The following is a 23970-nucleotide window of genomic DNA, read 5'->3' on the forward strand; positions in this document are numbered from 1 at the left end:
ATATGGCAACTACATGTTCAGTTATATTGATTTTGGAGTCCTTTGATGTTTATTTCGGAAAAGAGAGTGTGTTTCTGGAGAGAGGTTCATCTGTACTTGTCGACTCTAGCTCTAGAGATTTTTTCCTGACATATCCTGAAAGAGTGATAGTGGCGGATTTTGGCGCTGAGTTTATTAGTCGCTATTTGAAAGCTAATAACTTAAGGGATATTTCTGATTGTAGGGAATATCCATCTTATTTAAAAATAAACTTTGCTGACTTCAGTTTAATTAAAGGATTAATTAGTTGGGCTAATCACTGTGCTGAATACATAGAAATTTTTGATGAGTCTATTGCTTTTACATGTCTCTCTGCATTTTCTTCTGAAAAACAATTTGGAGTATTTCTGTTTGGATGTTTGAAAAGCACAGGGCTAAAGTTAAAACGATTATTCATACGGATTTATCTGCACCATGGCGTCTTAAGGATATATCATCAAGATTATATCTCAGCGAAAGTTTACTAAAGATGAAATTGAAAGAAGAGGGGGTATCATTCAGTAAGATCATACTTGATGAGAGGATGCAAATGGCTGAATATTTACTCAGCACTCGTTGTTATCCTATTAGTAAAGTAGCTAAGGTCTGTGGTTATGCCAGTGTCTCATACTTTACTTATGTATTTAGACGTTATTTTGGTGTTTCTCCAAGTCAATACTCTCAGAGGAGTTCAGAAAGTAAAATTCTTACTCACCAGGGAATCTGATCATTGTTCTTGCCCCCTTATTTCCAGACAGGGGGTGTATCTTAAGTTAACGTTACCCGCTGACGTCGATATTCTCGCGGAGAGCGATAACCCAGCGCACTGTGCGGATGGTTTTCATTGTAATGTTCGATCGCCACTGCAAGATTATGCAATGCCGTTCTTACATTCGGTTTCGGCATGAACGCGATGTAGTCTTCCTTCATCGTTTTCACGAACCTTTCTGCCATTCCATTACTCTGAGGACTGCTGATTGCCGTTGTGCAGGGCTCCAGATTCAACTCTCTGGCGAACTGCCGTGTTTCATGCGCTCTATACGCTGAACCGTTATCTGTCAGCCACTGGATGGACTGTTCCGGTACTTTATCGCCAAAGCGTTTTTCTATCGCTCCTAACATGACATCCTGCACTGTCGCTTTATCGTAACCTCCCGTGCTTGCGGCCCAGTCTATGGCTTCACGATCGCAACAGTCCAGGGCGAACGTAACACGCAGTTTTGAATCGCCACGGGTTTAACAGACACCTCAGAGTCATTTAAGATGGCTTAAAGAGAGGTGCCCATGAGCGGTAAGCGTTATCCCGAAGAGTTTAAAACTGAAGCAGTCAAACAGGTTGTTGATCGCGGTTATTCTGTTGCCAGCGTTGCAACACGTCTCGATATCACTACCCACAGCCTTTATGCCTGGATAAAGAAGTACGGTCCGGATTACTCCACTTTTTCATCAAGCCAATCCGCCCACCACTGCATCATTTCTCTGCGCTTATCGAGATACTGAGCATGGTTGTAAATACCGCGCACAGATCCGCCGTTGGCATGTGCCAGCTGCACTTCAATAGCGTCAGCAGGCCATTCGTGCTCGTTCATAATCGTGCTGAATTCATGCCTGAATCCGTGACCGCTTTCCAGACCTTCATAGCCGATTTGTTTGATCACAAGCAATACCGCGTTCTCGCAGATTGGCTTCTTCTTATCGTTGCGCCCGGCAAAAACAAACTCTGAGACTGGTTTGGTGATTGAGCTTAGCGTAGTGAGAAGTTCAACCACCTGGTCTGACATCGGGACCACATGAATTTTGCGTCCCTTCATCACACTGGCGTCGATGGTGATAATCCTGTTTTCAAAATCGACGTTCTTCCATAGCATGGAACGAAGCTCTTTTGTTCTTAGGGCTGTGTAGCGTAAAACTTTGGTCGCAATGAGCGATACGATACTTCCTGAAAATGTTGCCAGTGCTTTGTTGAATGCAGGCATCTGGTCTGCTGGAAGGAACGGGAAGTTCTTCTTGCGGTATCCTTTCATGGCGTCTGCAAGGTCAGGTGCCGGGTTATATTTAGCCCTTCCGGTGACAATAGCGTAACGAAAAACCTCGCCGCATCTTCTGCGGGCTTTGTTGGCTCGCTCCATTGCACCGCGATCTTCAAATCTGCGGATTACTTCCAGCAGTTGCATCGGCTCAATATCCTGAATCTCAAGACCGCCGATGATGGGTAAAATGTCGTCATCAAACATTTTGGCAAGTTCAGTTGCATAGCCTACTGACCAGACTTGCTTCTTGTGCTCGTACCATTCCTTGTAAATCGCACTAAATGAATTGTTGTTAGACGAAGCCTTTTTCGCCTTTACCGGAACGATGCCAACCGAGATGTCTTTCCTCGCAGTCCATGCCTTATCCCTTGCTTCCTGCAAAGTCATAAGCGGATATTTTCCGACGGTCAGGATTTTCTCCTTACCGTCAATCTTGTAGCGAAGCTGCCATACCTTTTTCCCGGATACAGGAACATAAAGGTACAGGCCATTACCATCGAGAAGGCGGTATGGTTTTTCTTTCGGCTTTGCTGCTTCAATCTGCTTAACGGTGAGCATGGGTAAAAATCCGGTGGGTAAAATTATTTTATCCACTTTTTACCCGTCATGGAGTGCGGCTGTCAACGATCTGACGCGAACCATGACGAACCGTGAATATACGGAAGGCTTGATATTCAGGGGATTTTGCGGACTGGTACGGATGGGAGCGAACTGATAAATGGTGTCCCCTGCAGGAATCGAACCTGCAATTAGCCCTTAGGAGGGGCTCGTTATATCCATTTAACTAAGAGGACAATGCGGCATGAGTATACCCGCTAATGGAGTGCGGGGTAAGTACGCTGCCGCTTGATTGCTTAAACCCTCGCCATTTATGCCGGGTTTTTATCATTTTTCTTAATGTTTTCCGCACGTTCTGCTTTTTGGCGTGCTTCTGCTTTACGCTTGTTGCTCATGTCGTTACGAATCTGTGCATGACTCATTAACGCGAAGATAAAGGTGCCGCCGCAGATGTTCCCCGCTAAAGTAGGTAGTGCGAAGGGCCAGATGAAATCGCTCCAGTGCAGCGTACCGTTAAACACCAGATAGAGGATTTCAACAGAACCGACCACGATATGGGTGGTGTCACCTAGGGCAATAAGCCAGGTCATCAATATAATCACCACAATCTTTGCCGCACCTGCTGCAGGAAACATCCATACCATAGTGGCGATCAGCCAGCCGGAAATGATCGCGTTGGCAAACATCTCGCTGGGGGTGTTCTTCATCACATCCATGCCGATTTTGACAAATGCATCGCGAGTTTCTTCATTGAAGATAGGCATATATTCAAATGCCCACGCAGCAATACCAGTCCCGAGAATATTACCCAGCAGCACGACTCCCCATAACCGCATAAGTAAGCCAACGTTGCTCATTGTCGGTTTTTGCATGACGGGTAGTACCGCAGTCACGGTGTTTTCGGTAAATAATTGCTGGCGGGCCATTATGACGATAATAAAACCAAAGGTATAACCGAGATTCTCCAGTAAGAAGCTGCCCGGCACACCTTCCAGTTCGACATGAAATATCCCTTTTGCCAGTAACGAAGCGCCCATCGACAGACCCGCCGCAATGGCTGACCACAGTAGCGCCATTGCGTCGCGTTCCAGCTCTTTTTCACCATCCTGGCGGATATGCTCATGAATTGCCATCGCCCGGGAGGGGAGTCGGTCTTCATCTATTTCTATTTTTTTGCCGCGCTCTTTTTCTTCGCTCTCAACTTCAATTTCGTCGCTGTGTTGATCAATTTTGTCGTTGTCCATGGTCTCTTCTCTTGAATTAGCACGTATAGCTAAAGCGTAGCGGCTTTTTTGCTCGCAACTGGCGGGAGTTACTCTGAAAATGTAGAAAAGGCTGCGTTTGCCTTTTTCTGTTTCTATAGAATCAAGTAGCCTACAGGGCGGCGATTACCAGGCTATGATCAAATCAGCAAATCAGGGCGTCTGGACATCAGTTGACGTGCTGTTACAATCGCCCACACCTAAACAGGCGGATACGGTATCGTTCCGTCATGGATGGCAAACTGCATAAGCCATAAAAAAACAGGGAGACATTTATGAAGCTTCGCCTGTCGGCGCTTGCTCTGGGAACTACGCTTCTGGTGGGGTGTGCGAGTTCCGGTACAGATCAGCAAGGGCGTTCTGACCCGTTAGAAGGGTTCAACCGCACCATGTACAACTTCAACTTCAACGTATTAGACCCGTATATTGTTCGACCGGTCGCTGTCGCCTGGCGTGATTATGTTCCGCAACCGGCGCGTAATGGTTTGAGCAACTTTACTGGCAACCTTGAAGAACCTGCGGTGATGGTTAACTACTTCTTGCAGGGCGACCCTTATCAGGGGATGGTCCACTTTACCCGCTTTTTCCTGAACACCATTTTGGGGATGGGCGGCTTTATTGATGTTGCAGGGATGGCGAACCCGAAACTGCAACGGACTGAACCTCACCGCTTCGGTAGTACGCTTGGTCATTATGGCGTGGGTTATGGGCCTTACGTTCAGTTACCGTTCTACGGTAGCTTCACGCTGCGTGATGACGGTGGTGATATGGCGGATGGTCTTTACCCGGTTCTTTCCTGGCTGACCTGGCCGATGTCTGTGGGTAAATGGACGCTTGAAGGGATCGAAACCCGCGCTCAGCTGCTGGATTCCGATGGTCTGCTGCGTCAGTCGTCCGATCCTTATATTATGGTGCGCGAAGCGTACTTCCAGCGTCATGATTTCATCGCTAATGGCGGCGAACTCAAACCGCAGGAAAATCCGAACGCACAAGCGATTCAGGATGATTTAAAAGATATTGATTCTGAATAAGAAACAAATAAAAAAGGTGAGTCGCAAAACTCACCTTTTTTGTTGTTATCCCTCAATTACCACAAGTAAAAGGAGATAAACCGACAATGACCCGGACGTAATGATGTAAAAATACTGATGTTCGTCACTGACTATTTCCGATATTCAGGCGTTGAAAAATCAAAAAACTGGAAAAATAATTTTAAATATCATCAAAATTAACACCTGGCGCAGATAGTTGATTAATTTCATTTTGATATTTCGCCTGGCGATTTTGAAGTCTTTTTTCAACGTTATCTTCGAGATCCTTAAAGTCTTTGTATTTATTTTCAGGATGGTCAACGTCAACTTTGTTAGCGAATAAATTAGAAATTATTTCTTTTACATTGTCGCGTCTAAATTTTGCATCGTCCACTTGAAAATTATATCTTATTGCTCGACCTAAACGTTTAAAAACTTCGTTAGGTTCTCTCAGTCTTTCCCCGTTGAGCTCGTTTACAACCTGATGATCGGAACCTGTTGCAAATGATTCTGCCATGATAGCTTTACTGCTTTCAAACCACGCTGAAGCATTGCTGAAGCATTCCTGGCTTTTTCACTACAATATTGGGTGAGACTATCACCATTAATACGAATTCCTCTTTGAATGTGGTAGTCGTCCTGATCGTAGTAACCGAGAGATAAGTAATCATTTCCGTTTTTATTTTTAATTACAATAGCGAGAGAGTTGCCTTTTTTATCTTTACCGTACCAGGTAAATAAGTCCGTTGGTTCGCTATTCCCGCTCTCATCAAATTCCGTTACCGTATGTCTGAGTTTGTGTGATATCTTATCGAAGATAAAACCAGGATCTCCATCATATATTTCTTTTAATGCGCTGAAGATCATTTCCTTGTTATTGATATCATGAGTCTTCTCAACTATGTTGTCATTAATGATAGTACGGACGAGTTCTTTGTCTTTATAGTTCGCAGGTAATTCTATTGGTTCTTGGTTGTCGATACCAATAGTAATATGGTCTGTATCATTGGAGCCAATATCAATATAAGTAACTGAGGAATTATTAATATTAAATCTTAAGGATCGTCGTTTACTCGTATGGCGTTTTTTATAAGCTCAAGTAGATGTTTAATACAGGTGCTTATTCCTTCCTTACCATTAAAAAGGTTTTTGAGCTCTTGTACTAATCCATTAACTTCATCATTGTTATTTTCATTAATGGATTCTGGGTAAGTTGCGCTGGTATTGTTGATTGAAATAGATGGTAGCATGATTTTATTCCATTTTGATTGATTTGTTACAAATATATATTACCTAATGGGTGATGCTGCCAACTTACTGATTTAGTGTATGATGGTGTTTTTGAGGTGCTCCAGTGGCTTCTGTTTCTATCAGCTGTCCCTCCTGTTCAGCTACTGACGGGGTGGTGCGTAACGGCAAAAGCACTGCCGGACATCAGCGCTATCTCTGCTCTCACTGCCGTAAAACATGGCAACTGCAGTTCACTTACACCGCTTCTCAACCCGGTACGCACCAGAAAATCATTGATATGGCCATGAATGGCGTTGGATGCCGGGCAACAGCACGCATTATGGGCGTTGGCCTCAACACGATTTTACGTCACTTAAAAAACTCAGGCCGCAGTCGGTAACCTCGCGCATACAGCCGGGCAGTGACGTCATCGTCTGCGCGGAAATGGACGAACAGTGGGGCTATGTCGGGGCTAAATCGCGCCAGCGCTGGCTGTTTTACGCGTATGACAGTCTCCGGAAGACGGTTGTTGCGCACGTATTCGGTGAACGCACTATGGCGACGCTGGGGCGTCTTATGAGCCTGCTGTCACCCTTTGACGTGGTGATATGGATGACGGATGGCTGGCCGCTGTATGAATCCCGCCTGAAGGGAAAGCTGCACGTAATCAGCAAGCGATATACGCAGCGAATTGAGCGGCATAACCTGAATCTGAGGCAGCACCTGGCACGGCTGGGACGGAAGTCGCTGTCGTTCTCAAAATCGGTGGAGCTGCATGACAAAGTCATCGGGCATTATCTGAACATAAAACACTATCAATAAGTTGGAGTCATTACCTACCTAATGAAATAGACTATCAAAAAACGCTCATTTATTTAGAACCTATCTTTAATTTGAGTGTATGAGCGCACAATAGCCAGGGGGTGCCCCTATTAAGTTGTCAAGCATGTTATGACCCCTGCGGGGTATAAAAAGTCCCGTCGCGCATCATGGCGAACAGAACGTCGCAGCGTCGTCTCGCCAGGGCGATAAGCGCCTGATTGTGTCGTTTTCCCTGACTCATTTTGCGGGTGTAGTAAGCCCTGGAGAGCGGATCCCTGAGCGCGGCGAAGGCCGACAGGAACAACGCCCGTTTGAGAGCTTTATTACCCCGTCGCGAGGGATGCTCACCGCGTATTGACGAGCCGGATCGCCGAGTTACCGGCGCAAGGCCAGCATAAGCAGCGAGATGTGCGGCAGAGGCGAAGGCGCGGCAGGCGACCTCGGTGAGGAGTCTGGCTGCGGTCCTGACACCGACTCCGGGCATACTGGTCAGGACCGGGTAAAGAGGGTGAGCAAGAACTCGCTGTTCTACCTCAAGCGCCACCTCGTCTCTTTGCTTACGCAGCGTGATGAGCTGGAGTGCCAGACGTGGCAGTACTACGGCAGCGGCATTCGTGCCGGGAACGACGACGGTTTGTTCGGCCAGTGCCTGAGCTATGTCTGCTGCAAGGCGTTTACCCAGACGAGGCGCAAGTTTGCAGAGCTGGGCTGCCAGCTTCTTCTCACCCAGCGAAGCCCAGCGAAGCGAGTTTTTCTGGTGAGGGATATCGCTGGAGAAGATCGAGTACCGCCGGGTGCTCAAGTCTCGGACCGAGAACGCGCTCCAGTGCCGGATGTATCTGGGTCAGAAGGCCGCGGATACGGTTGCTGGCCTGCGTTGTCTGTGCGGCAAGATCATCATCGAAGCCGCAGAGCATGGAGAGTTCGGCGATTTGCTCGTCAGCCAGTTTCAGCGTGCGTAGCGCGTGAGGCAGGGTACGGGCAGCTTCGGCAATGATGGCAGCGTCACGAGCATCAGTTTTAGCTTCACCGGCGTGTAAGTCGGCTATGCGGCGCATGGCCAGTCCAGGGAGGTATCCGACAAGGACTCCTTCTGAGCGGGCAACGGCGACAGGTAACGCACCGATGGTAGCTGGCTGATCAACAACCAGCAGTATCTGACCATGTTGTTTCAGGTCAGATATTAGCGACCTGAGTTTGTTTTCGTCGTTGGGTAATGCTTTATCGAACAGGCGTTTACCTGAACGATTAATGGCAACAGCGTGATGCGTATCTTTACCGACATCAACGCCGATAAAGACCTGGACGGATTCGTAATCGCTGGATTCGGTCATTCTGTCTCCCTTGTATATGGGTTAACCAGATAACCACGGGGAGCAGGTACCGGCATCCACGTTACAGACGGTCCCGGCAAAAGTGCCTGACCTGACCCCTATTAGCGGTTACCAGCGCCCCACCAGACCCGGTGACATCACCCCCCGGATCATGGACGACTGGGGGCAGTAATCATGCCGGGTCTGGCTGGCTAACACCCCATTATAAGGGGTACGAATAAAGTAACGGGGAGTATCCTGGAAATGCAGAAAAGTAAACTCTTTGAGAAGGACGAGCAGAACGCCTGAAAATATGCCTTTCCCTTCAGGTTTGTCTGTGGATACCGCTTATTGATTTGAAAGGGCAAGCTGCCAACAGGCTGTTTGCAAAACTCAGGAGGTAAGCAATGAGGACACTACTTTCGGTGAAGTGGGGGAGTTAAAGTCACCTGCTATGCAGGTGACTTTATCCAGGCGAACGCGTTATCAGAACGCGTAGTTAAAGTTAGTACCGAACAGCCAGGCTTTACCTTCAGACTCGAACTGGTATGGGCCTTCGTTAATTTTCACGCTCTGACCGTGCATATAAGAAACACCAACGTCGACTGAAGCATCTTTATTAAATGCGTAAGTCGTACCTGCACTCAGCCAGAAACGGTCCTGGTCCGGAATGGAGATAGAACGATTCTGAGCCGGAACTGGGCTGTCATCAAAGGCGATACCGGTACGGAAGGTCCAGTTATCATCGTAGTAATAAGTGGTACCCAACGCGATGCGGTAAGCATCTTTAAAGCCTTCATGTTTCTGGAACAGCGTGTCGCCACTGGTTGAGGTCGCTTTCAGCTGCTGGAACTGACTCCAGCTGATGTAAGCCAGGCTATAGTGAATCGCCCACTGTGGATCAACACGGTTATAACCTGACACTTCCCACATTTCAGGCAGGTTCAGCGTCAGATAACCCGATTGCGTTGCGCCACCTGTCGCGGTAGGAATTGGCAAACCGTAGTTATTAAACGCACGATTAAGATCGCTGCTGTAGTTACCTTTGAAGTCAATTTTCACTTCAGAACGGTAGGTCAGTGCATAGCGGTTATTTTTATCCAGTTCATACAGGATTCCGGCGTTCCAGCCAAAGCCCCACTGGTTACCGTTCAGATGAGCGATTTTGGTATTACTGTCGATACCGTTGGCGGTAGCTGCCAATGCTTGCCCTTGAGGAGTTTGCCCGGCAGGAGATTGCATAATCTGACCAGCAACCAACTGCCCCAGATCGCCTGCGAAACGTTCAATTTTCGCGCGAGCGTAGACGGCGTTGAAACCAAGACCAAAGCTCCATGCATTATTTAAGCGATACGCACCGCTTAAGTTCAGGTTCATGGTTTCAAGGTCAGTTGTACCCCCGACAGAGCCGCCTGCATAAGTATCATTAAACTCTGTTGCCAGACCATAGTTAGAGGTAATAGAAGCGCCCCAACCAAATTGGTCGTTAATCGGTGCAACAAAGTGCATGTTCGGAACCCATGCCGTAGGCGCGATGTTATCGGCTTTCAGGCTACGACCAGACGGAGACGTTCCGCTGATATTCACATCCGGGTCAATATAAACCGCACCCGCAGAAAATGTCGGGCGGTCAAACATGGTAATCAATGCGGGGTTACGGCTAACGTTACCTGCATCATCGGCAATTGCGCCTTCCCCTGAATAAGCCCGGCCCAGGCCAGAGGAAGAAAATTCGTTTAACTGAAAGCCTGCCGACCAGGCCTGGGTGGAGATAAGTGCCACTGCGACTGCGAGAGCAGACTTTGTAAACAGGGTTTTCTGGCTCATGACCATAACCTCAATGATTTATTTTTATACAAACTATGTTACGTGCTGTAACAGGAGCGCGAAGTGTAGGGTCTGAGGTACATCTTAGAAATCAGACCAGTGGCGAGAGTATAGGTCGGACCAGCTGGAATGCTGCAAGTATGTTTCCATCTTTTTTCAAATATGATCTAAGAAACGCGATCCAGCTGGCAAAATTTGGAGGTTGCGCACTCGCGGATTCGGGTGAATTTTGTTTTAGATCATTTTTAAGTGTGATTTCGGTCACTTATCCGATTTTGCAGAATTAACAACTGGAGCAGCACTTTCCGGAAGCGTAAAATATCCACAACGTTTATCTGGCACCTTGGGTGCACATACAGAGGAAATCAACGATGAGTAAATGTAGTGCTGATGAAACCCCGGTTTGCTGCTGTATGGATGTTGGCACCATTATGGACAACTCCGACTGCACCGCGTCTTACAGCCGCGTGTTTGCAAACCGCGCAGAAGCAGAACAAACGCTGGCGGCGCTGACTGAAAAAGCCCGTAGCGTGGAATCCGAACCGTGCAAAATCTCCCCGACTTTCACTGAAGAGTCTGACGGTGTGCGCCTGGATATCGATTTCACTTTTGCCTGCGAAGCTGAAATGCTGATCTTCCAGCTGGGTCTGCGTTAATTCCTCTCGGGTACGTTCGCCCCTGTCAGTTGCTGGCAGGGGCGTTTTCTTTTCTTTCTCCTGTCTTCACTGTGTCATAGCTCCCACTTTCCTTTTTCTCCGCTTGGCTAAATGTAAAAAAATAGTTAAGACTATGATCAGGTCAGACCACTTTATTTATTTTTTTACAGGGGAGTGTTATGGGTCAGGTTTTACCGCTGGTTACCCGCCAGGGCGATCGTATCGCCATTGTTAGCGGTTTACGTACGCCTTTTGCCCGCCAGGCGACGGCTTTTCATGGCATTCCCGCGGTTGATTTAGGGAAGATGGTGGTAGGCGAACTGCTGGCACGCAGCGAGATCCCCGCTGAAGTGATTGAACAGCTGGTCTTTGGTCAGGTCGTACAAATGCCTGAAGCCCCCAACATTGCGCGTGAAATTGTTCTCGGTACCGGAATGAATGTGCATACCGATGCTTACAGCGTCAGCCGCGCTTGCGCTACCAGTTTCCAGGCGGTTGCAAACGTCGCAGAAAGCCTGATGGCGGGAACTATCCGAGCGGGGATTGCCGGTGGGGCAGATTCCTCTTCCGTATTGCCAATTGGCGTCAGTAAAAAACTGGCGCGCGTGCTGGTTGATGTCAACAAAGCTCGAACCATGAGCCAGCGCCTGAAACTCTTCTCTCGCCTGCGTTTGCGCGACTTAATGCCCGTACCGCCTGCGGTAGCAGAATATTCTACTGGCTTGCGGATGGGCGACACCGCCGAACAAATGGCGAAAACCTACGGCATCACCCGAGAACAGCAAGATGCATTAGCGCACCGTTCGCATCAGCGTGCCGCTCAGGCATGGTCAGACGGAAAACTCAAAGAAGAGGTGATGACTGCCTTTATCCCTCCTTATAAACAACCGCTTGTCGAAGACAACAATATTCGCGGTAATTCCTCGCTTGCCGATTACGCAAAGCTGCGCCCGGCGTTTGATCGCAAACACGGAACGGTAACGGCGGCAAACAGTACGCCGCTGACCGATGGCGCGGCAGCGGTGATCCTGATGACTGAATCCCGGGCGAAAGAATTAGGGCTGGTGCCGCTGGGGTATCTGCGCAGCTACGCATTTACTGCGATTGATGTCTGGCAGGACATGTTGCTCGGTCCAGCCTGGTCAACACCGCTGGCGCTGGAACGTGCCGGTTTGACGATGAGCGAACTGACATTGATCGATATGCACGAAGCCTTTGCAGCTCAGACACTGGCGAATATTCAGTTGCTGGGTAGTGAACGTTTTGCTCGTGAAGTACTGGGGCGTGCACATGCCACTGGCGAAGTGGACGATAGCAAATTTAACGTGCTTGGCGGTTCGATTGCTTACGGGCATCCCTTCGCGGCGACCGGCGCGCGGATGATTACCCAGACATTGCATGAACTTCGCCGTCGCGGCGGTGGATTTGGTTTAGTTACCGCCTGTGCTGCCGGTGGGCTTGGCGCGGCAATGGTTCTGGAGGCGGAATAATGGAAATGGCATCAGCGTTTACTCTTAATGTTCGTCTGGACAACATTGCTATCATCACCATCGATGTACCGGATGAGAAAATGAATACCCTGAAGGCGGAATTTGCCTCGCAGGTGCGCGCCATTATTAAGCAACTCCGTGAAAACAAAGAGTTGCGCGGCGTGGTGTTTATCTCCGCGAAACCGGACAATTTTATCGCCGGAGCAGACATCAACATGATTGGCAACTGCAAAACGGCGCAAGAAGCGGAAGCACTGGCGCGGCAGGGCCAACAGTTGATGGCGGAGATTCATGCTTTGCCCATTCCGGTTATCGCGGCTATTCATGGCGCTTGCCTGGGCGGTGGGCTGGAGCTGGCGCTGGCGTGCCACGGTCGCGTTTGTACTGACGATCCTAAAACGGTGCTCGGTTTGCCTGAAGTACAACTTGGATTGTTACCCGGTTCAGGCGGCACCCAGCGTTTACCGCGTCTGATAGGCGTCAGTACAGCATTAGAGATGATTCTCACCGGAAAACAACTTCGGGCGAAACAGGCATTAAAGCTGGGGCTGGTGGATGACGTTGTTCCGCACTCCATTTTGCTGGAAGCCGCTGTTGAGCTGGCGAAGAAGGATCGCCCATCTTCCCGCCCTCTACCTGTACGCGAGCGTATTCTGGCGGGGCCGTTAGGTCGTGCGCTGCTGTTCAAAATGGTCGGCAAGAAAACAGAACACAAAACTCAAGGCAATTATCCGGCGACAGAACGCATCCTGGAGGTTGTTGAAACGGGATTAGCGCAGGGCACCAGCAGCGGCTATGACGCTGAAGCTCGCGCCTTTGGCGAACTGGCGATGACGCCGCAATCGCAAGCTTTGCGTAGTATCTTTTTTGCCAGTACGGACGTGAAGAAAGATCCCGGTAGTGATGCACCGCCTGCGCCATTAAACAGCGTGGGAATTTTAGGTGGTGGCTTGATGGGCGGCGGTATTGCTTATGTCACTGCTTGTAAAGCGGGGCTTCCGGTCAGAATTAAAGATATCAACCCGCAGGGCATAAATCATGCGCTGAAGTACAGTTGGGATCAGCTGGAGGGCAAAGTTCGCCGTCGTCATCTCAAAGCCAGCGAACGTGACAAACAGCTGGCATTAATCTCCGGAACGACGGACTATCGCGGCTTTGCCCATCGCGATCTGATTATTGAAGCGGTGTTTGAAAATCTCGAATTAAAACAACAGATGGTGGCGGAAGTGGAGCAAAATTGCGCCGCTCATACCATTTTTGCTTCGAACACGTCATCTTTACCGATTGGTGATATCGCCGCTCACGCCGCGCGACCTGAGCAAGTTATTGGCCTGCATTTCTTCAGTCCTGTGGAAAAAATGCCGCTGGTAGAGATTATTCCTCATGCGGGTACATCGGCGCAAACCATCGCCACTACGGTAAAACTGGCGAAAAAACAGGGCAAAACGCCCATTGTCGTGCGTGACAAAGCCGGGTTTTACGTCAATCGCATCTTAGCGCCTTACATTAATGAAGCTATCCGCATGCTGACCGAAGGTGAACGGGTAGAGCACATTGATGCCGCGCTAGTGAAATTTGGTTTTCCGGTAGGCCCAATCCAACTTTTGGATGAGGTAGGAATCGACACCGGGACTAAAATTATTCCTGTACTGGAAGCCGCTTATGGAGAACGTTTTAGCGCGCCTGCAAATGTTGTTTCTTCAATTTTGAACGACGATCGCAAAGGCAGAAAAAATGGTCGGGGTTTCTATCTTTATGGTCAGAAAGGGCGTAAAAGCAAAAAACAGGTCGATCCCGCCATTTACCCGCTCATTGGCGCACAAGGGCAGGGGCGACTCTCCGCACCGCAGGTTGCTGAACGGTGTGTGATGTTGATGCTGAATGAAGCAGTACGTTGTGTTGATGAGCAGGTTATCCGTAGCGTGCGTGACGGGGATATTGGCGCGGTATTTGGCATTGGTTTTCCGCCATTTCTCGGTGGACCGTTCCGCTATATCGATTCTCTCGGCGCGGGCGAAGTGGTTGCAATAATGCAACGACTGGCCACGCAGTATGGTTCCCGTTTTACCCCTTGCGAGCGTTTGGTCGAGATGGGCGCGCGTGGGGAAAGTTTTTGGAAAACAACTGCAACTGACCTTCAATAAGAAGGTCAAAGCTATATGAATCCGCGCTGAATGGCGGAGTGTTGGTCAAAATGTAAACGCATATTGACTATACTTACGCCATTGAGGTAAAAAACAGCGTTTCATTCGGTGAATGGATAAGGCACAATGCCGGCCACCGTTTTCTTTCTCTGGTTTCAGATGAAAGAAAACGGACGAATCTGGTTAACAAAAGCGGTGCAATATGCAAGTTTTTATCATGCGTCACGGCGACGCAGCCCTTGATGCCGCCAGTGATTCGGTTCGTCCTCTGACCACTAATGGTTGTGACGAATCTCGCCTGATGGCGAACTGGCTGAAAGGTCAAAAAGTGGAAATCGAACGCGTTCTGGTGAGCCCGTTCCTGCGAGCCGAGCAAACACTGGAAGAAGTAGGGGATTGTCTGAACCTGCCTTCCAGTGCAGAAGTTCTGCCGGAGTTAACGCCCTGCGGCGATGTTGGTCTGGTCAGTGCCTATTTGCAGGCGTTGACCAATGAAGGTGTTGCTTCGGTACTGGTGATCTCTCACTTACCGTTAGTCGGGTATCTGGTTGCCGAGTTATGTCCGGGCGAAACGCCGCCTATGTTTACCACCTCGGCCATTGCCAGCGTAACGCTTGATGAAAGCGGAAACGGCACATTCAACTGGCAGATGAGCCCGTGTAATCTGAAGATGGCAAAAGCTATCTGATGAGTTCCAAATTATGCCCAATGAGGTAGATTCATTGGGCATAATTGCTCATCAGGCAGCGGATATCTGTCAATCTCACTACTATCGAAGACTCTCCCCATCTATAAATAAAACACTTTCTACTTTCATTCGGAAATTATTCTTCTGCGCGTATCTTGATTTTGCCCAAAGTTACATGTTGAAATGAATAATGTCTGTTTGACACTCATTGTCATTTATTAATACAGATAATAGAGAAAATAGAGTTGAATAATCAGGCAGGATGTAATTGAAACTTGATTAAATTCTGGCTATAGTGTTTATATATTATATTGTCAAAAGTGGATAAATGCCAATCGCATTATATGTTCATTGTTTGTTTTTTAAGCTGTTGATATTCATTATTGATATACTTTCTATTTTTTCTAAATACTTATTCCGTATTTTTTAAGGATGTCCTTAAGATAACCTTTCTTCTGTCAATATATTAATTAAATCTACATTTACTCTTTAGTAAAATTAAATTGCATCAGGGGTGTGGAAACATCACTATGCGGCCCCACACCAACGAATACAATTTTCTACGACCTGTTCTTTTTGGATCGCATGCCGTATTCAATGGCTGGGTATAAACATTGGTTATTGACTGAATCAATGTATTGCAATGTTTATATTTTTAATTATTTATAGTTTAAGGACAAATAATGAGTAAGTTTGTTAAAACAGCTATTGCTGCGGCAATGGTGATGGGCGTGTTCACCTCTACGGCAACAATCGCTGCGGGTAACAACGGTACTGCACGTTTTTACGGCACCATTGAAGACTCAGTGTGTTCTATCGTTCCGGACGATCACAAACTGGAAGTTGATATGGGTGATATCGGTGCCGAAAAACTGAAAAATAACGGCACCACCACGCCGAAAAGTTTCCAGATTCGTCTGCAAGATTGCGTATTTGATACTCAGGAAACAATGACCACTACCTTTACTGGTACCGTTTCTTCTGCAAATAGCGGCAATTATTACACCATTTTCAATACCGATACCTGTGCGGCATTTAACAATGTTAGCCTGGCGATCGGTGACTCTCTGGGTACCTCTTACAAAAGCGGCATGGGTATTGACCAGAAAATAGTGAAAGACACTTCTACCAATAAAGGCAAAGCGAAGCAGACACTGAACTTTAAAGCCTGGCTGGTCGGCGCAGCTGATGCGCCAGATCTGGGTAATTTCGAAGCAAATACCACCTTCCAGATTACTTACCTGTAAGGCATACCCCCATAGCGACACTGCTATGGGGGATTTAAATGGATTTTGACCGAACAAGAATAAAAACGGATAGAAACGTGTATGCCTGACCATTCTCTTTTTCGATTACGGATTCTTCCGTGGTGCATTGCGCTGGCAATGTCAGGGAGTTATAGCAGTGTCTGGGCTGAAGACGACATTCAGTTTGATTCCCGTTTTCTGGAATTAAAAGGCGACACAAAAATTGATCTGAAGCGTTTTTCCAGCCAGGGATATGTTGAGCCCGGAAAATACAATTTACAGGTTCAACTAAATAAACAGCCATTGGCGGAAGAGTACGATATTTACTGGTATGCTGGTGAAGATGACGCGAGCAAAAGCTATGCTTGTCTGACACCGGAACTGGTAGCGCAGTTTGGTTTAAAAGAAGACGTGGCGAAAAATCTGCAATGGAGCCACGATGCTAAATGCCTGAAATCCGGTCAACTGGAAGGCATGGAAATTAAGGCTGATTTAAGCCAGTCCGCATTAGTCATTTCACTGCCACAGGCTTACCTCGAATATACTTATCCCGACTGGGATCCGCCTTCACGTTGGGATGACGGCATCTCCGGGATCGTCGCGGACTACAGCATCAACGCACAAACCCGGCACGAAGAAAATGGCGGTGATGATAGTAACGAGATCAGCGGCAACGGGACGGTCGGGGTTAACCTGGGGCCGTGGCGTATGCGTGCTGACTGGCAGACTAACTATCAACATACTCGCAGTAATGATGACGATGAATTCAGCGGCGATGAAACTCAAAAAAAATGGGAGTGGAGTCGCTACTATGCCTAGCGGGCGTTACCATCATTAAAAGCCAAACTGGCGCTGGGCGAGGATTACCTCAGATCCGATATTTTTGATGGTTTTAACTATGTTGGTGGCAGTGTCAGTACTGACGATCAAATGTTGCCTCCCAATCTGCGCGGCTACGCGCCAGACATTTCCGGCGTGGCACACACCACAGCAAAAGTGACCGTCAGCCAGATGGGGCGTGTGATTTACGAAACGCAGGTTCCGGCTGGACCGTTTCGTATTCAGGATCTTGGTGATTCTGTCTCCGGTACGTTGCATATTCGCATTGAAGAACAGAACGGCCAGGTGCAGGAATATGACATCAGCACCGCCTCGATGCCATACCTCACTCGTCCAGGTCAGGTTCGCTATAAGATCATGATGGGCCGTCCGCAAGAGTGGGGACACCATGTCGAGGGTGAATTTTTTTCTGGTGCTGAAGCTTCCTGGGGGATCGCTAACGGCTGGTCGTTATATGGCGGCGCACTGGGAGATGAAAACTATCAGTCTGCGGCGCTTGGCGTCGGTCGCGATTTGTCTACATTCGGCGCGGTCGCGTTTGATGTTACTCACTCGCACACCAAACTGGATAAAGACACCGCTTATGGCAAAGGTTCGCTGGACGGTAACTCCTTCCGTGTGAGTTATTCCAAAGACTTTGACCAGCTCAACAGCCGCGTTACTTTTGCTGGATATCGCTTCTCGGAAGAGAACTTTATGACCATGAGCGAGTATCTGGATGCCAGTGACAGCGGAATGGTACGCACGGGCAACGACAAAGAGATGTACACTGCCACTTATAACCAGAACTTCCGCGATGCGGGTGTTTCGGTTTATCTCAACTATACCCGCCATACCTACTGGGATCGCGAGGAGCAGACAAACTACAACATCATGCTCTCGCACTATTTCAATATGGGCAGTATTCGTAATGTCAGCATCTCGATGACTGGCTACCGTTACGAGTATGACAACCAGGCCGACAAAGGCATGTACATTTCGCTCAGTATGCCGTGGGGTGACAACAGTACCGTTAGCTATAACGGTAACTATGGCAGTGGGACGGACAGCAGTCAGGTCGGTTATTTCAGCCGTGTCGATGACGCGACTCACTATCAGTTGAACGTCGGCACCAGTGACAAACACACCAGCGTTGACGGCTATTACAGCCATGATGGTTCGCTGGCGCAGGTTGACCTCAGTGCGAACTACCATGAAGGGCAATACACCTCTGCGGGCTTGTCGTTACAGGGCGGCGCAACGCTTACTGCCCACGGTGGCGCACTTCACCGTACCCAGAATATGGGCGGGACACGCTTGTTGATTGATGCCGATGGCGTTGCCGATGTTCCGGTAGAAGGTAACGGTGCTGCTGTTTATACCAATATGTTTGGTAAAGCCGTCGTTTCTGACGTCAATAACTATTACCGCAATCAGGCGTATATCGACCTCAACAAACTGCCGGAAAACGCCGAAGCAACCCAGTCGGTGGTACAAGCCACGCTAACTGAAGGGGCGATTGGCTACCGCAAATTTGCCGTCATCAGTGGTCAAAAAGCGATGGCGGTGCTGCGTTTACAAGACGGCAGCCATCCTCCGTTTGGCGCAGAAGTAAAAAATGATAACGAGCAGACAGTGGGCCTTGTCGATGATGACGGCAATGTTTATCTGGCTGGGGTGAAACCTGGCGAACACATGAGTGTGTTCTGGAGTGGTGTTGCGCATTGCGATATCAACCTGCCGGACCCGCTGCCTGCCGATCTGTTTAACGGCTTGTTACTGCCATGCCAGCATAAAGGCAACGTCGCGCCGGTTGTTCCTGATGACATAAAGCCTGTCATTCAGGAGCAGACGCAACAGGTGACACCCACCAATCCCCCTGTTTCTGTTTCAGCTAACCAATAACGTGATTAAGGAATGATCCATGTCTGATTTACTTTGCTCTGCCAAATTGGGTGCTACGACGCTAGCGTTACTGCTTAGCGCTGCTAGTTTGTCGCCCAGGCTTCTGTAACGCCAGATCGTACCCGTTTGATATTTAATGAAAGCGACAAATCAATCAGCGTGACGTTGCGCAATAACGATCCGAAACTGCCTTATCTGGCCCAAAGCTGGATCGAAGATGAAAAGGGTAACAAGATCAGTTCACCGTTAACTGTTCTGCCACCGGTGCAACGCATCGATTCAATGATGAACGGGCAGGTAAAAGTGCAGGGAATGCCGGATATCAACAAATTGCCTGCCGATCGTGAAAGCCTGTTCTACTTCAACGTGCGTGAGATCCCGCCAAAATCAAACAAAGCCAACACGCTGCAAATAGCACTACAAACGCGTATTAAGTTGTTCTGGCGACCGAAGGCGCTGGAGAACGTCAGCATGAAAAACCCCTGGCAATATAAGGTTACTTTAACCCGCAACGGTCAGGAATTTACCGTCAATAACCCGACGCCGTATTACGTCATTTTCAGTAATGCCAGCACACAGAAAAATGGCAATCCTGCAGCCGGTTTCTCGCCAATAGTGATGTCGCCGAAAACCTCTGCACCGCTGAATGTGAAGATGGGTAGCGTGCCGGTACTGACCTATGTCAACGACTATGGCGCTCGGATGCCGCTCTTTTTCACTTGCAACGGTAACAGTTGCCAGGTCGATGAAGAGCAGAGCCGCAAAGGCTGAGGCCGGGAGAGCCAGTATGAAAGGATCTTGTTCTGTCTGGGCGGTAACTGGGTTACTGATATGTTGTGTTGGTAGCGGCTTTGCAGTTGCAGCGAGTAAGTCAGTAAGTATGAATTTACGGGTGCTTGTCGATGCCCCTCCTCCTTGTACGGTAAATGGTGCGGCAGTTGAGTTTGGTAATGTATTCATTAATAAGATCAATGGGGTTGATTATAAACGTCCCATTGACTACTCGCTTGTTTGTAACAATCTGGCAATGGATGACCTGCGTCTACAGATGCAGGCGACAACGGTCGTGATTAACGGTGAAACAGTTATCAGCACGGGTATTCCTGGGTTTGGTATTCGGGTTCAGAAAAGTAGTGATCACACAATACTCGACTTAACCTCTGGCTCATGGTTGCCATTTAATTTTTCCTCGGGAGTTCCCGTTCTGGAAGCTGTGCCGGTGAAACAGAGTGGTACAACGTTAGCGGCAGCTGAATTTAACGCCAGTGCCACAATTGTGGTGGATTACCAATGAAACGGATCTCGCTTATTTTGCTGTGGGGCTTTTGCTCGATGGCACTCTCAAACGTCTCTTTTCACGGTTATTTAGTGCAGCCGCCTAACTGCACGATTAGCAACGCTCAAACCATTGAAATAACTTTTCAGGATGTGCTTATTGATGACATTAATGGCAGCAATTATGAGCAAACCGTGCCGTATTCCATTACCTGCGATACGGCGGTTCGCGACCCATTAATGGAAATGACCTTGAGCTGGAGTGGCACACTAAGCGATTTTGATAATGCTGCAGTAAGCAGCAATATCACTGGTTTAGGCATTCAGCTCAAACAGGCAGGGCAGAGTTTTACGATCAATACGCCACTTATGGTGAATGAAACCGATTTACCGGTGTTAACGGCTGTGCCAGTAAAAAAGAGTGGTGTCGTTCTGCCAGAGGCGGACTTTGAGGCCTGGGCCACGTTACAGGTAGATTACCAATGAAGAAAAAGCGTACGTTGTTTTTTATTAGTAGCCTGATGTTGCTGGGCAGTGGAACCACAATAGCAGGAGATAATTTGCACTTTACCGGCAATTTAATCAGTAAATCGTGTACGCCAGTGATTAATGGTAGCCAGTTGGCAGAAGTACATTTTCCTGCCATTGCCGCCAGCGATTTAATGAACCTTGGGCAGTCAGAGCGAGTGCCATTGGTGTTTCAATTGAAAGATTGTCATAGTTCTACATTGTTTAATGTCAAAGTAACGTTGACAGGAACAGAAGATAGTGCTCTACCCGGCTTTCTGGCCTTTGACTCCTCGTCATCAGCATCCGGCGCTGGGATTGGTATTGAAACTGCGGCAGGCACATCGGTGCCAATCAACAATACAACAGGCGTCACGCTCCCGCTGAATCAGGGAAATAACAGCCTAAATTTTAATACCTGGTTACAGGCAAAGAGCGGGCGAGATGTAACGTCCGGAGACTTTAGTGCCACAGTGACGGCAACCTTTGAGTATTTCTGAAATGAAAAAATGGACCATAATTTTCGCGAGCCTAATGCTGCTCGTTCTGAGTGTTGTCGGCGCATCTAAGAGTTATGCTGGAGATAAACTTATGAGTGCGAGTTTTGACAGTGTGAGAGTTTATTATGCCATGGACAAGGTAACCGGTGCTGTAGCGAGCAGTGTTTTCAATGTTACGGTGATAACGCCAAAGGAGGTTACATATGGGAAATATGATTCTTTTGCGTATAAAGGCGATACGTTGCGGGTTATTTCCTGGTCTGGGTCGGGTTCAGCTCCAACTTTGGTACTGACTGACTTTGATACAATTAATAACTCAAATTGCCCTGGCATAGATACGAAAATTTTTCGTTGTGCATATATGACGTTTAAAATTACCGTTGCATCTGATGATTATGGTTGCCCTTGGATCGCATCCTTTTATTCCTATACAGATTTACCCGGATTTGGAAGCTATACGGCCCCTACAGTGCATAACACAATATGCCCAACGATACCGGTCACTTCATACGATATCTCCTGGAGTGAAAATTATGTCAGCCATAATAAGGCGTTACGAATTCAGTCCACGGGGTCAACAGTGACCACCACGCTTTCGACCTACCTGATGGAAGGCGGCAGACTCTGTGATGGCAGTAATTTTTCTGATAATGATGGCAGAGGAGCATACTGCCGCGCGGTATCAGAATTGTTAACCTTTACCTCTTACGGTTGTGATAAATCAACGGTAACGGTTACGCCAACTCGTCATCCGGTAACGGATAAAGTACTACACGATATTGTGGTGAATGTGAATACCAGTAGTGGGCAACCGATTGATTCGACGTGTCGTTTTCAGTATGTATTGAATGAACTGTAGTTCGTAGTATTGCTCTGATGCGTCTTATCAGGCCTACGAAGTGAATTGCAATTTATTGAATTATCACATATTTGTAGGCCGGATAAGGCGTTTACGCTGCTCCGGCATTTGCTGCCAGCATTCAGGGCAACTCCGGCGGCAACCACTCTTCCACTTCAATCAACACCAACAAAGCCGCATCACCGCCGTACTCTTTCGGTGCCTGGTGAAATGCCATCACATGCGGATGTTGTGCCAGCCACAGCGGTGTTTGTTGCTTCAAAATATGCTTCCCGTGCCCATGCATCACGCAGGCACAAAACACATGTTCGCGGCGACAGGCGGCAATCAACGCGCCCAGTTCCTGCTTGGCCTGCAGCTGCGTCAGACCGTGTAAATCCAAAAACAATTCCGGTGAATAATCGCCGCGGCGCAGTTTCTTCGCCTCAAAATGGCTGACATCCGGGCGAACATATTTCACCGGACCTTCGGTATTTAATAACGGCTGAAACTCATCGGAGAAATAATGGCTGGCATCAGCCTGCTCCTGGATCAAGCGTTTCACCGGCACTTCGCTGATTTTTTTACGCTGCGGTCGGTGGACAATCGTGTCCTGCTTAATCTTGCGAGTCCCCGCCATCAACTGGCGAAACAGAGCCTGGTCCTCCTCGCTAAGTGTTGTTTTCTTTTTCATTTATCTGTCTCTATTTCTAATTTTCCTACAGTTTACCCGACTCGTAGCACAATCGATCGTTTTAAACGTATTTTTCCTCACTCACCGCGCGTGAATGCTGATTTATCGTCATCTTCATGGCAAACTAGCCGCCGAAATTATTGCGATCATGCCCTGGAGGAATACGTGGATAAAATTTTCGTTGATGAAGCAGTAAATGAGCTGCAAACCATTCAGGACATGTTGCGCTGGTCGGTAAGCCGCTTCAGCGCGGCAAATATCTGGTACGGTCACGGCACCGATAACCCGTGGGATGAAGCCGTACAGCTGGTGTTACCATCGCTCTACCTGCCGCTGGATATCCCGGAAGATATGCGCACCGCGCGTCTGACCTCCAGCGAAAAACACCGTATTGTTGAACGCGTGATCCGCCGCGTCAACGAGCGCATTCCGGTGGCTTACCTGACCAACAAAGCCTGGTTCTGCGGTCATGAATTTTACGTCGATGAACGCGTGCTGGTGCCGCGCTCGCCGATTGGTGAACTGATCAACAATAAATTTGCCGGACTCATTAGCAAGCAACCGCAGCATATTTTAGATATGTGTACCGGTAGCGGCTGCATCGCCATTGCCTGTGCTTATGCCTTCCCGGAAGCGGAAGTCGACGCGGTAGATATCTCTCCCGACGCGCTGGCGGTTGCCGAACAGAACATCGAAGAACACGGTCTGATCCACAACGTCATTCCGATTCGTTCCGATCTGTTCCGTGATTTGCCGAAAGTGCAGTACGATCTGATTGTCACTAACCCGCCGTATGTCGACGCGGAAGATATGTCCGACCTGCCAAACGAATACCGTCACGAGCCGGAACTGGGCCTGGCATCTGGCACCGACGGCCTTAAACTGACGCGTCGCATTCTTGGAAACGCGGCAGATTACCTTGCTGATGATGGCGTGTTGATTTGTGAAGTCGGCAACAGCATGGTACATCTTATGGAACAATATCCGGATGTTCCGTTCACCTGGCTGGAGTTTGATAACGGCGGCGATGGTGTGTTTATGCTCACCAAAGAGCAGCTGCTGGCGGCCCGTGAATATTTCGCGATTTATAAAGATTAAGTAAACACGCAAACACAA

16 protein-coding genes, 1 tRNA gene and 7 pseudogenes are annotated in these 23970 nt (G+C 48.4%); 16 read left to right on the forward strand and 8 right to left on the reverse strand.

Going from position 1 to position 23970, the window contains the following annotated elements; genetic code table 11:
* The first annotated feature begins 2 nt into the window (after positions 1-2).
* Positions 3-745 (forward strand): annotated as a pseudogene (locus tag C1P89_RS02125) (AraC family transcriptional regulator).
* A 41-nt stretch (positions 746-786) separates the two neighbouring features.
* Here the strand turns inward: C1P89_RS02125 and C1P89_RS02130 are convergent.
* Positions 787-1239, reverse strand: a pseudogene (locus C1P89_RS02130) (integrase core domain-containing protein); the annotation flags it as partial.
* Positions 1240-1302: 63 nt separating this feature from the next.
* On the opposite strand from C1P89_RS02130, the pseudogene C1P89_RS02135 reads away from it, so the two are divergent.
* Positions 1303-1449: pseudogene (locus tag C1P89_RS02135) on the forward strand (transposase); the annotation flags it as partial.
* On the opposite strand, the gene intS reads toward C1P89_RS02135, so the two are convergent.
* From intS to C1P89_RS02150, 3 genes are all read right to left on the reverse strand, one after another.
* Positions 1449-2606, reverse strand: a complete 1158-nt coding sequence (intS, locus tag C1P89_RS02140) for a prophage integrase IntS (protein ID WP_000958702.1) — start codon at positions 2604-2606, stop codon at positions 1449-1451. The pseudogene C1P89_RS02135 and the gene intS overlap by 1 nt on opposite strands.
* A gap of 161 nt (positions 2607-2767) precedes the next feature.
* Positions 2768-2842, reverse strand: a tRNA-Arg gene (locus C1P89_RS02145).
* Positions 2843-2917: 75 nt separating this feature from the next.
* Positions 2918-3850, reverse strand: a complete 933-nt coding sequence (locus C1P89_RS02150; RefSeq protein ID WP_000368131.1) for a formate/nitrite transporter family protein — start codon at positions 3848-3850, stop codon at positions 2918-2920.
* 293 nt (positions 3851-4143) lie between these two features.
* Here C1P89_RS02150 and mlaA point away from each other — a divergent pair, with 293 nt between their 5' ends.
* The gene (mlaA, locus tag C1P89_RS02155; RefSeq protein WP_000776768.1) at positions 4144-4899 is read left to right on the forward strand and encodes a phospholipid-binding lipoprotein MlaA; all 756 of its coding nucleotides are present in this window, start codon (positions 4144-4146) and stop codon (positions 4897-4899) included.
* Between the two features lie 181 nt (positions 4900-5080).
* Here mlaA and C1P89_RS25730 read toward each other — a convergent pair.
* Positions 5081-6149 (reverse strand): annotated as a pseudogene (locus C1P89_RS25730) (hypothetical protein).
* Between the two features lie 104 nt (positions 6150-6253).
* Here C1P89_RS25730 and C1P89_RS02165 point away from each other — a divergent pair.
* Positions 6254-6951 (forward strand): IS1-like element IS1A family transposase gene (locus C1P89_RS02165; RefSeq protein WP_094096600.1). Its coding sequence is split into 2 segments (ribosomal slippage): positions 6254-6503 and positions 6503-6951, totalling 699 coding nucleotides; the frame shifts between segments, so codons are not numbered across the junction.
* Positions 6952-7078: 127 nt separating this feature from the next.
* Here C1P89_RS02165 and C1P89_RS02170 read toward each other — a convergent pair.
* Positions 7079-8285 (reverse strand): annotated as a pseudogene (locus C1P89_RS02170) (IS110-like element ISEc20 family transposase).
* Between the two features lie 465 nt (positions 8286-8750).
* Complete coding sequence (gene fadL, locus C1P89_RS02175; RefSeq protein WP_005143038.1) at positions 8751-10091, reverse strand: long-chain fatty acid transporter FadL; 1341 nt, start codon at positions 10089-10091, stop codon at positions 8751-8753.
* A gap of 371 nt (positions 10092-10462) precedes the next feature.
* Here fadL and C1P89_RS02180 point away from each other — a divergent pair, with 371 nt between their 5' ends.
* The 11 genes and pseudogenes from C1P89_RS02180 to C1P89_RS02235 all read left to right on the forward strand — a co-directional run bounded on the left by C1P89_RS02180 (position 10463) and on the right by C1P89_RS02235 (position 22181).
* Positions 10463-10747: a YfcZ/YiiS family protein gene (locus C1P89_RS02180; RefSeq protein ID WP_000030901.1), complete on the forward strand. Its 285-nt coding sequence runs from the start codon at positions 10463-10465 to the stop codon at positions 10745-10747.
* 179 nt (positions 10748-10926) lie between these two features.
* Positions 10927-12237 (forward strand): acetyl-CoA C-acyltransferase FadI, encoded by a 1311-nt coding sequence (fadI, locus tag C1P89_RS02185; RefSeq protein ID WP_000531956.1) that lies wholly within the window; start codon positions 10927-10929, stop codon positions 12235-12237.
* A complete protein-coding gene (gene fadJ, locus C1P89_RS02190; protein ID WP_000424986.1) occupies positions 12237-14381 on the forward strand; it encodes a fatty acid oxidation complex subunit alpha FadJ in 2145 nt (714 codons plus the stop codon). The genes fadI and fadJ overlap by 1 nt, the downstream gene beginning before the upstream one ends.
* Before the next feature lie 202 nt (positions 14382-14583).
* On the forward strand, positions 14584-15069 hold the full coding sequence (gene sixA / locus C1P89_RS02195; RefSeq protein WP_001195819.1) for a phosphohistidine phosphatase SixA: 486 nt from the start codon (positions 14584-14586) through the stop codon (positions 15067-15069).
* A gap of 683 nt (positions 15070-15752) precedes the next feature.
* Positions 15753-16316 carry a fimbrial protein gene (locus tag C1P89_RS02200; RefSeq protein ID WP_000033327.1) on the forward strand — a complete coding sequence of 188 codons (564 nt, stop codon included), beginning with the start codon at positions 15753-15755 and terminating at the stop codon, positions 16314-16316.
* An 81-nt stretch (positions 16317-16397) separates the two neighbouring features.
* Positions 16398-19040, forward strand: a pseudogene (gene yfcU, locus C1P89_RS02205) (fimbrial usher protein YfcU).
* A gap of 19 nt (positions 19041-19059) precedes the next feature.
* Positions 19060-19811: pseudogene (locus tag C1P89_RS02210) on the forward strand (fimbria/pilus periplasmic chaperone).
* Complete coding sequence (locus C1P89_RS02215; RefSeq protein WP_000842082.1) at positions 19786-20334, forward strand: fimbrial protein; 549 nt, start codon at positions 19786-19788, stop codon at positions 20332-20334. The pseudogene C1P89_RS02210 and the gene C1P89_RS02215 overlap by 26 nt, the downstream one beginning before the upstream one ends.
* Positions 20331-20801: a fimbrial protein gene (locus tag C1P89_RS02225; RefSeq protein ID WP_000822647.1), complete on the forward strand. Its 471-nt coding sequence runs from the start codon at positions 20331-20333 to the stop codon at positions 20799-20801. Before C1P89_RS02215 ends, C1P89_RS02225 begins: the two co-directional genes overlap by 4 nt.
* On the forward strand, positions 20798-21322 hold the full coding sequence (locus tag C1P89_RS02230) for a fimbrial protein (protein ID WP_000730291.1): 525 nt from the start codon (positions 20798-20800) through the stop codon (positions 21320-21322). The genes C1P89_RS02225 and C1P89_RS02230 overlap by 4 nt, the downstream gene beginning before the upstream one ends.
* Entirely contained in the window at positions 21309-22181 is an 873-nt protein-coding gene (locus tag C1P89_RS02235; RefSeq protein WP_075287034.1) for a StfH/YfcO family fimbrial adhesin, read from the forward strand. The genes C1P89_RS02230 and C1P89_RS02235 overlap by 14 nt, the downstream gene beginning before the upstream one ends.
* Positions 22182-22302: 121 nt before the next feature.
* On the opposite strand, the gene smrB is transcribed toward C1P89_RS02235, so the two are convergent.
* Positions 22303-22854: an endonuclease SmrB gene (gene smrB, locus C1P89_RS02240; RefSeq protein WP_000730806.1), complete on the reverse strand. Its 552-nt coding sequence runs from the start codon at positions 22852-22854 to the stop codon at positions 22303-22305.
* A gap of 165 nt (positions 22855-23019) precedes the next feature.
* Between smrB and prmB the strand changes: the two genes are divergently transcribed.
* Positions 23020-23952 carry a 50S ribosomal protein L3 N(5)-glutamine methyltransferase gene (prmB, locus tag C1P89_RS02245; protein WP_001295704.1) on the forward strand — a complete coding sequence of 311 codons (933 nt, stop codon included), beginning with the start codon at positions 23020-23022 and terminating at the stop codon, positions 23950-23952.
* Positions 23953-23970: the final 18 nt, after the last annotated feature.

The organism is Shigella sonnei, from assembly GCF_002950395.1.
Taxonomy (GTDB): Bacteria; Pseudomonadota; Gammaproteobacteria; order Enterobacterales; family Enterobacteriaceae; genus ECMA0423.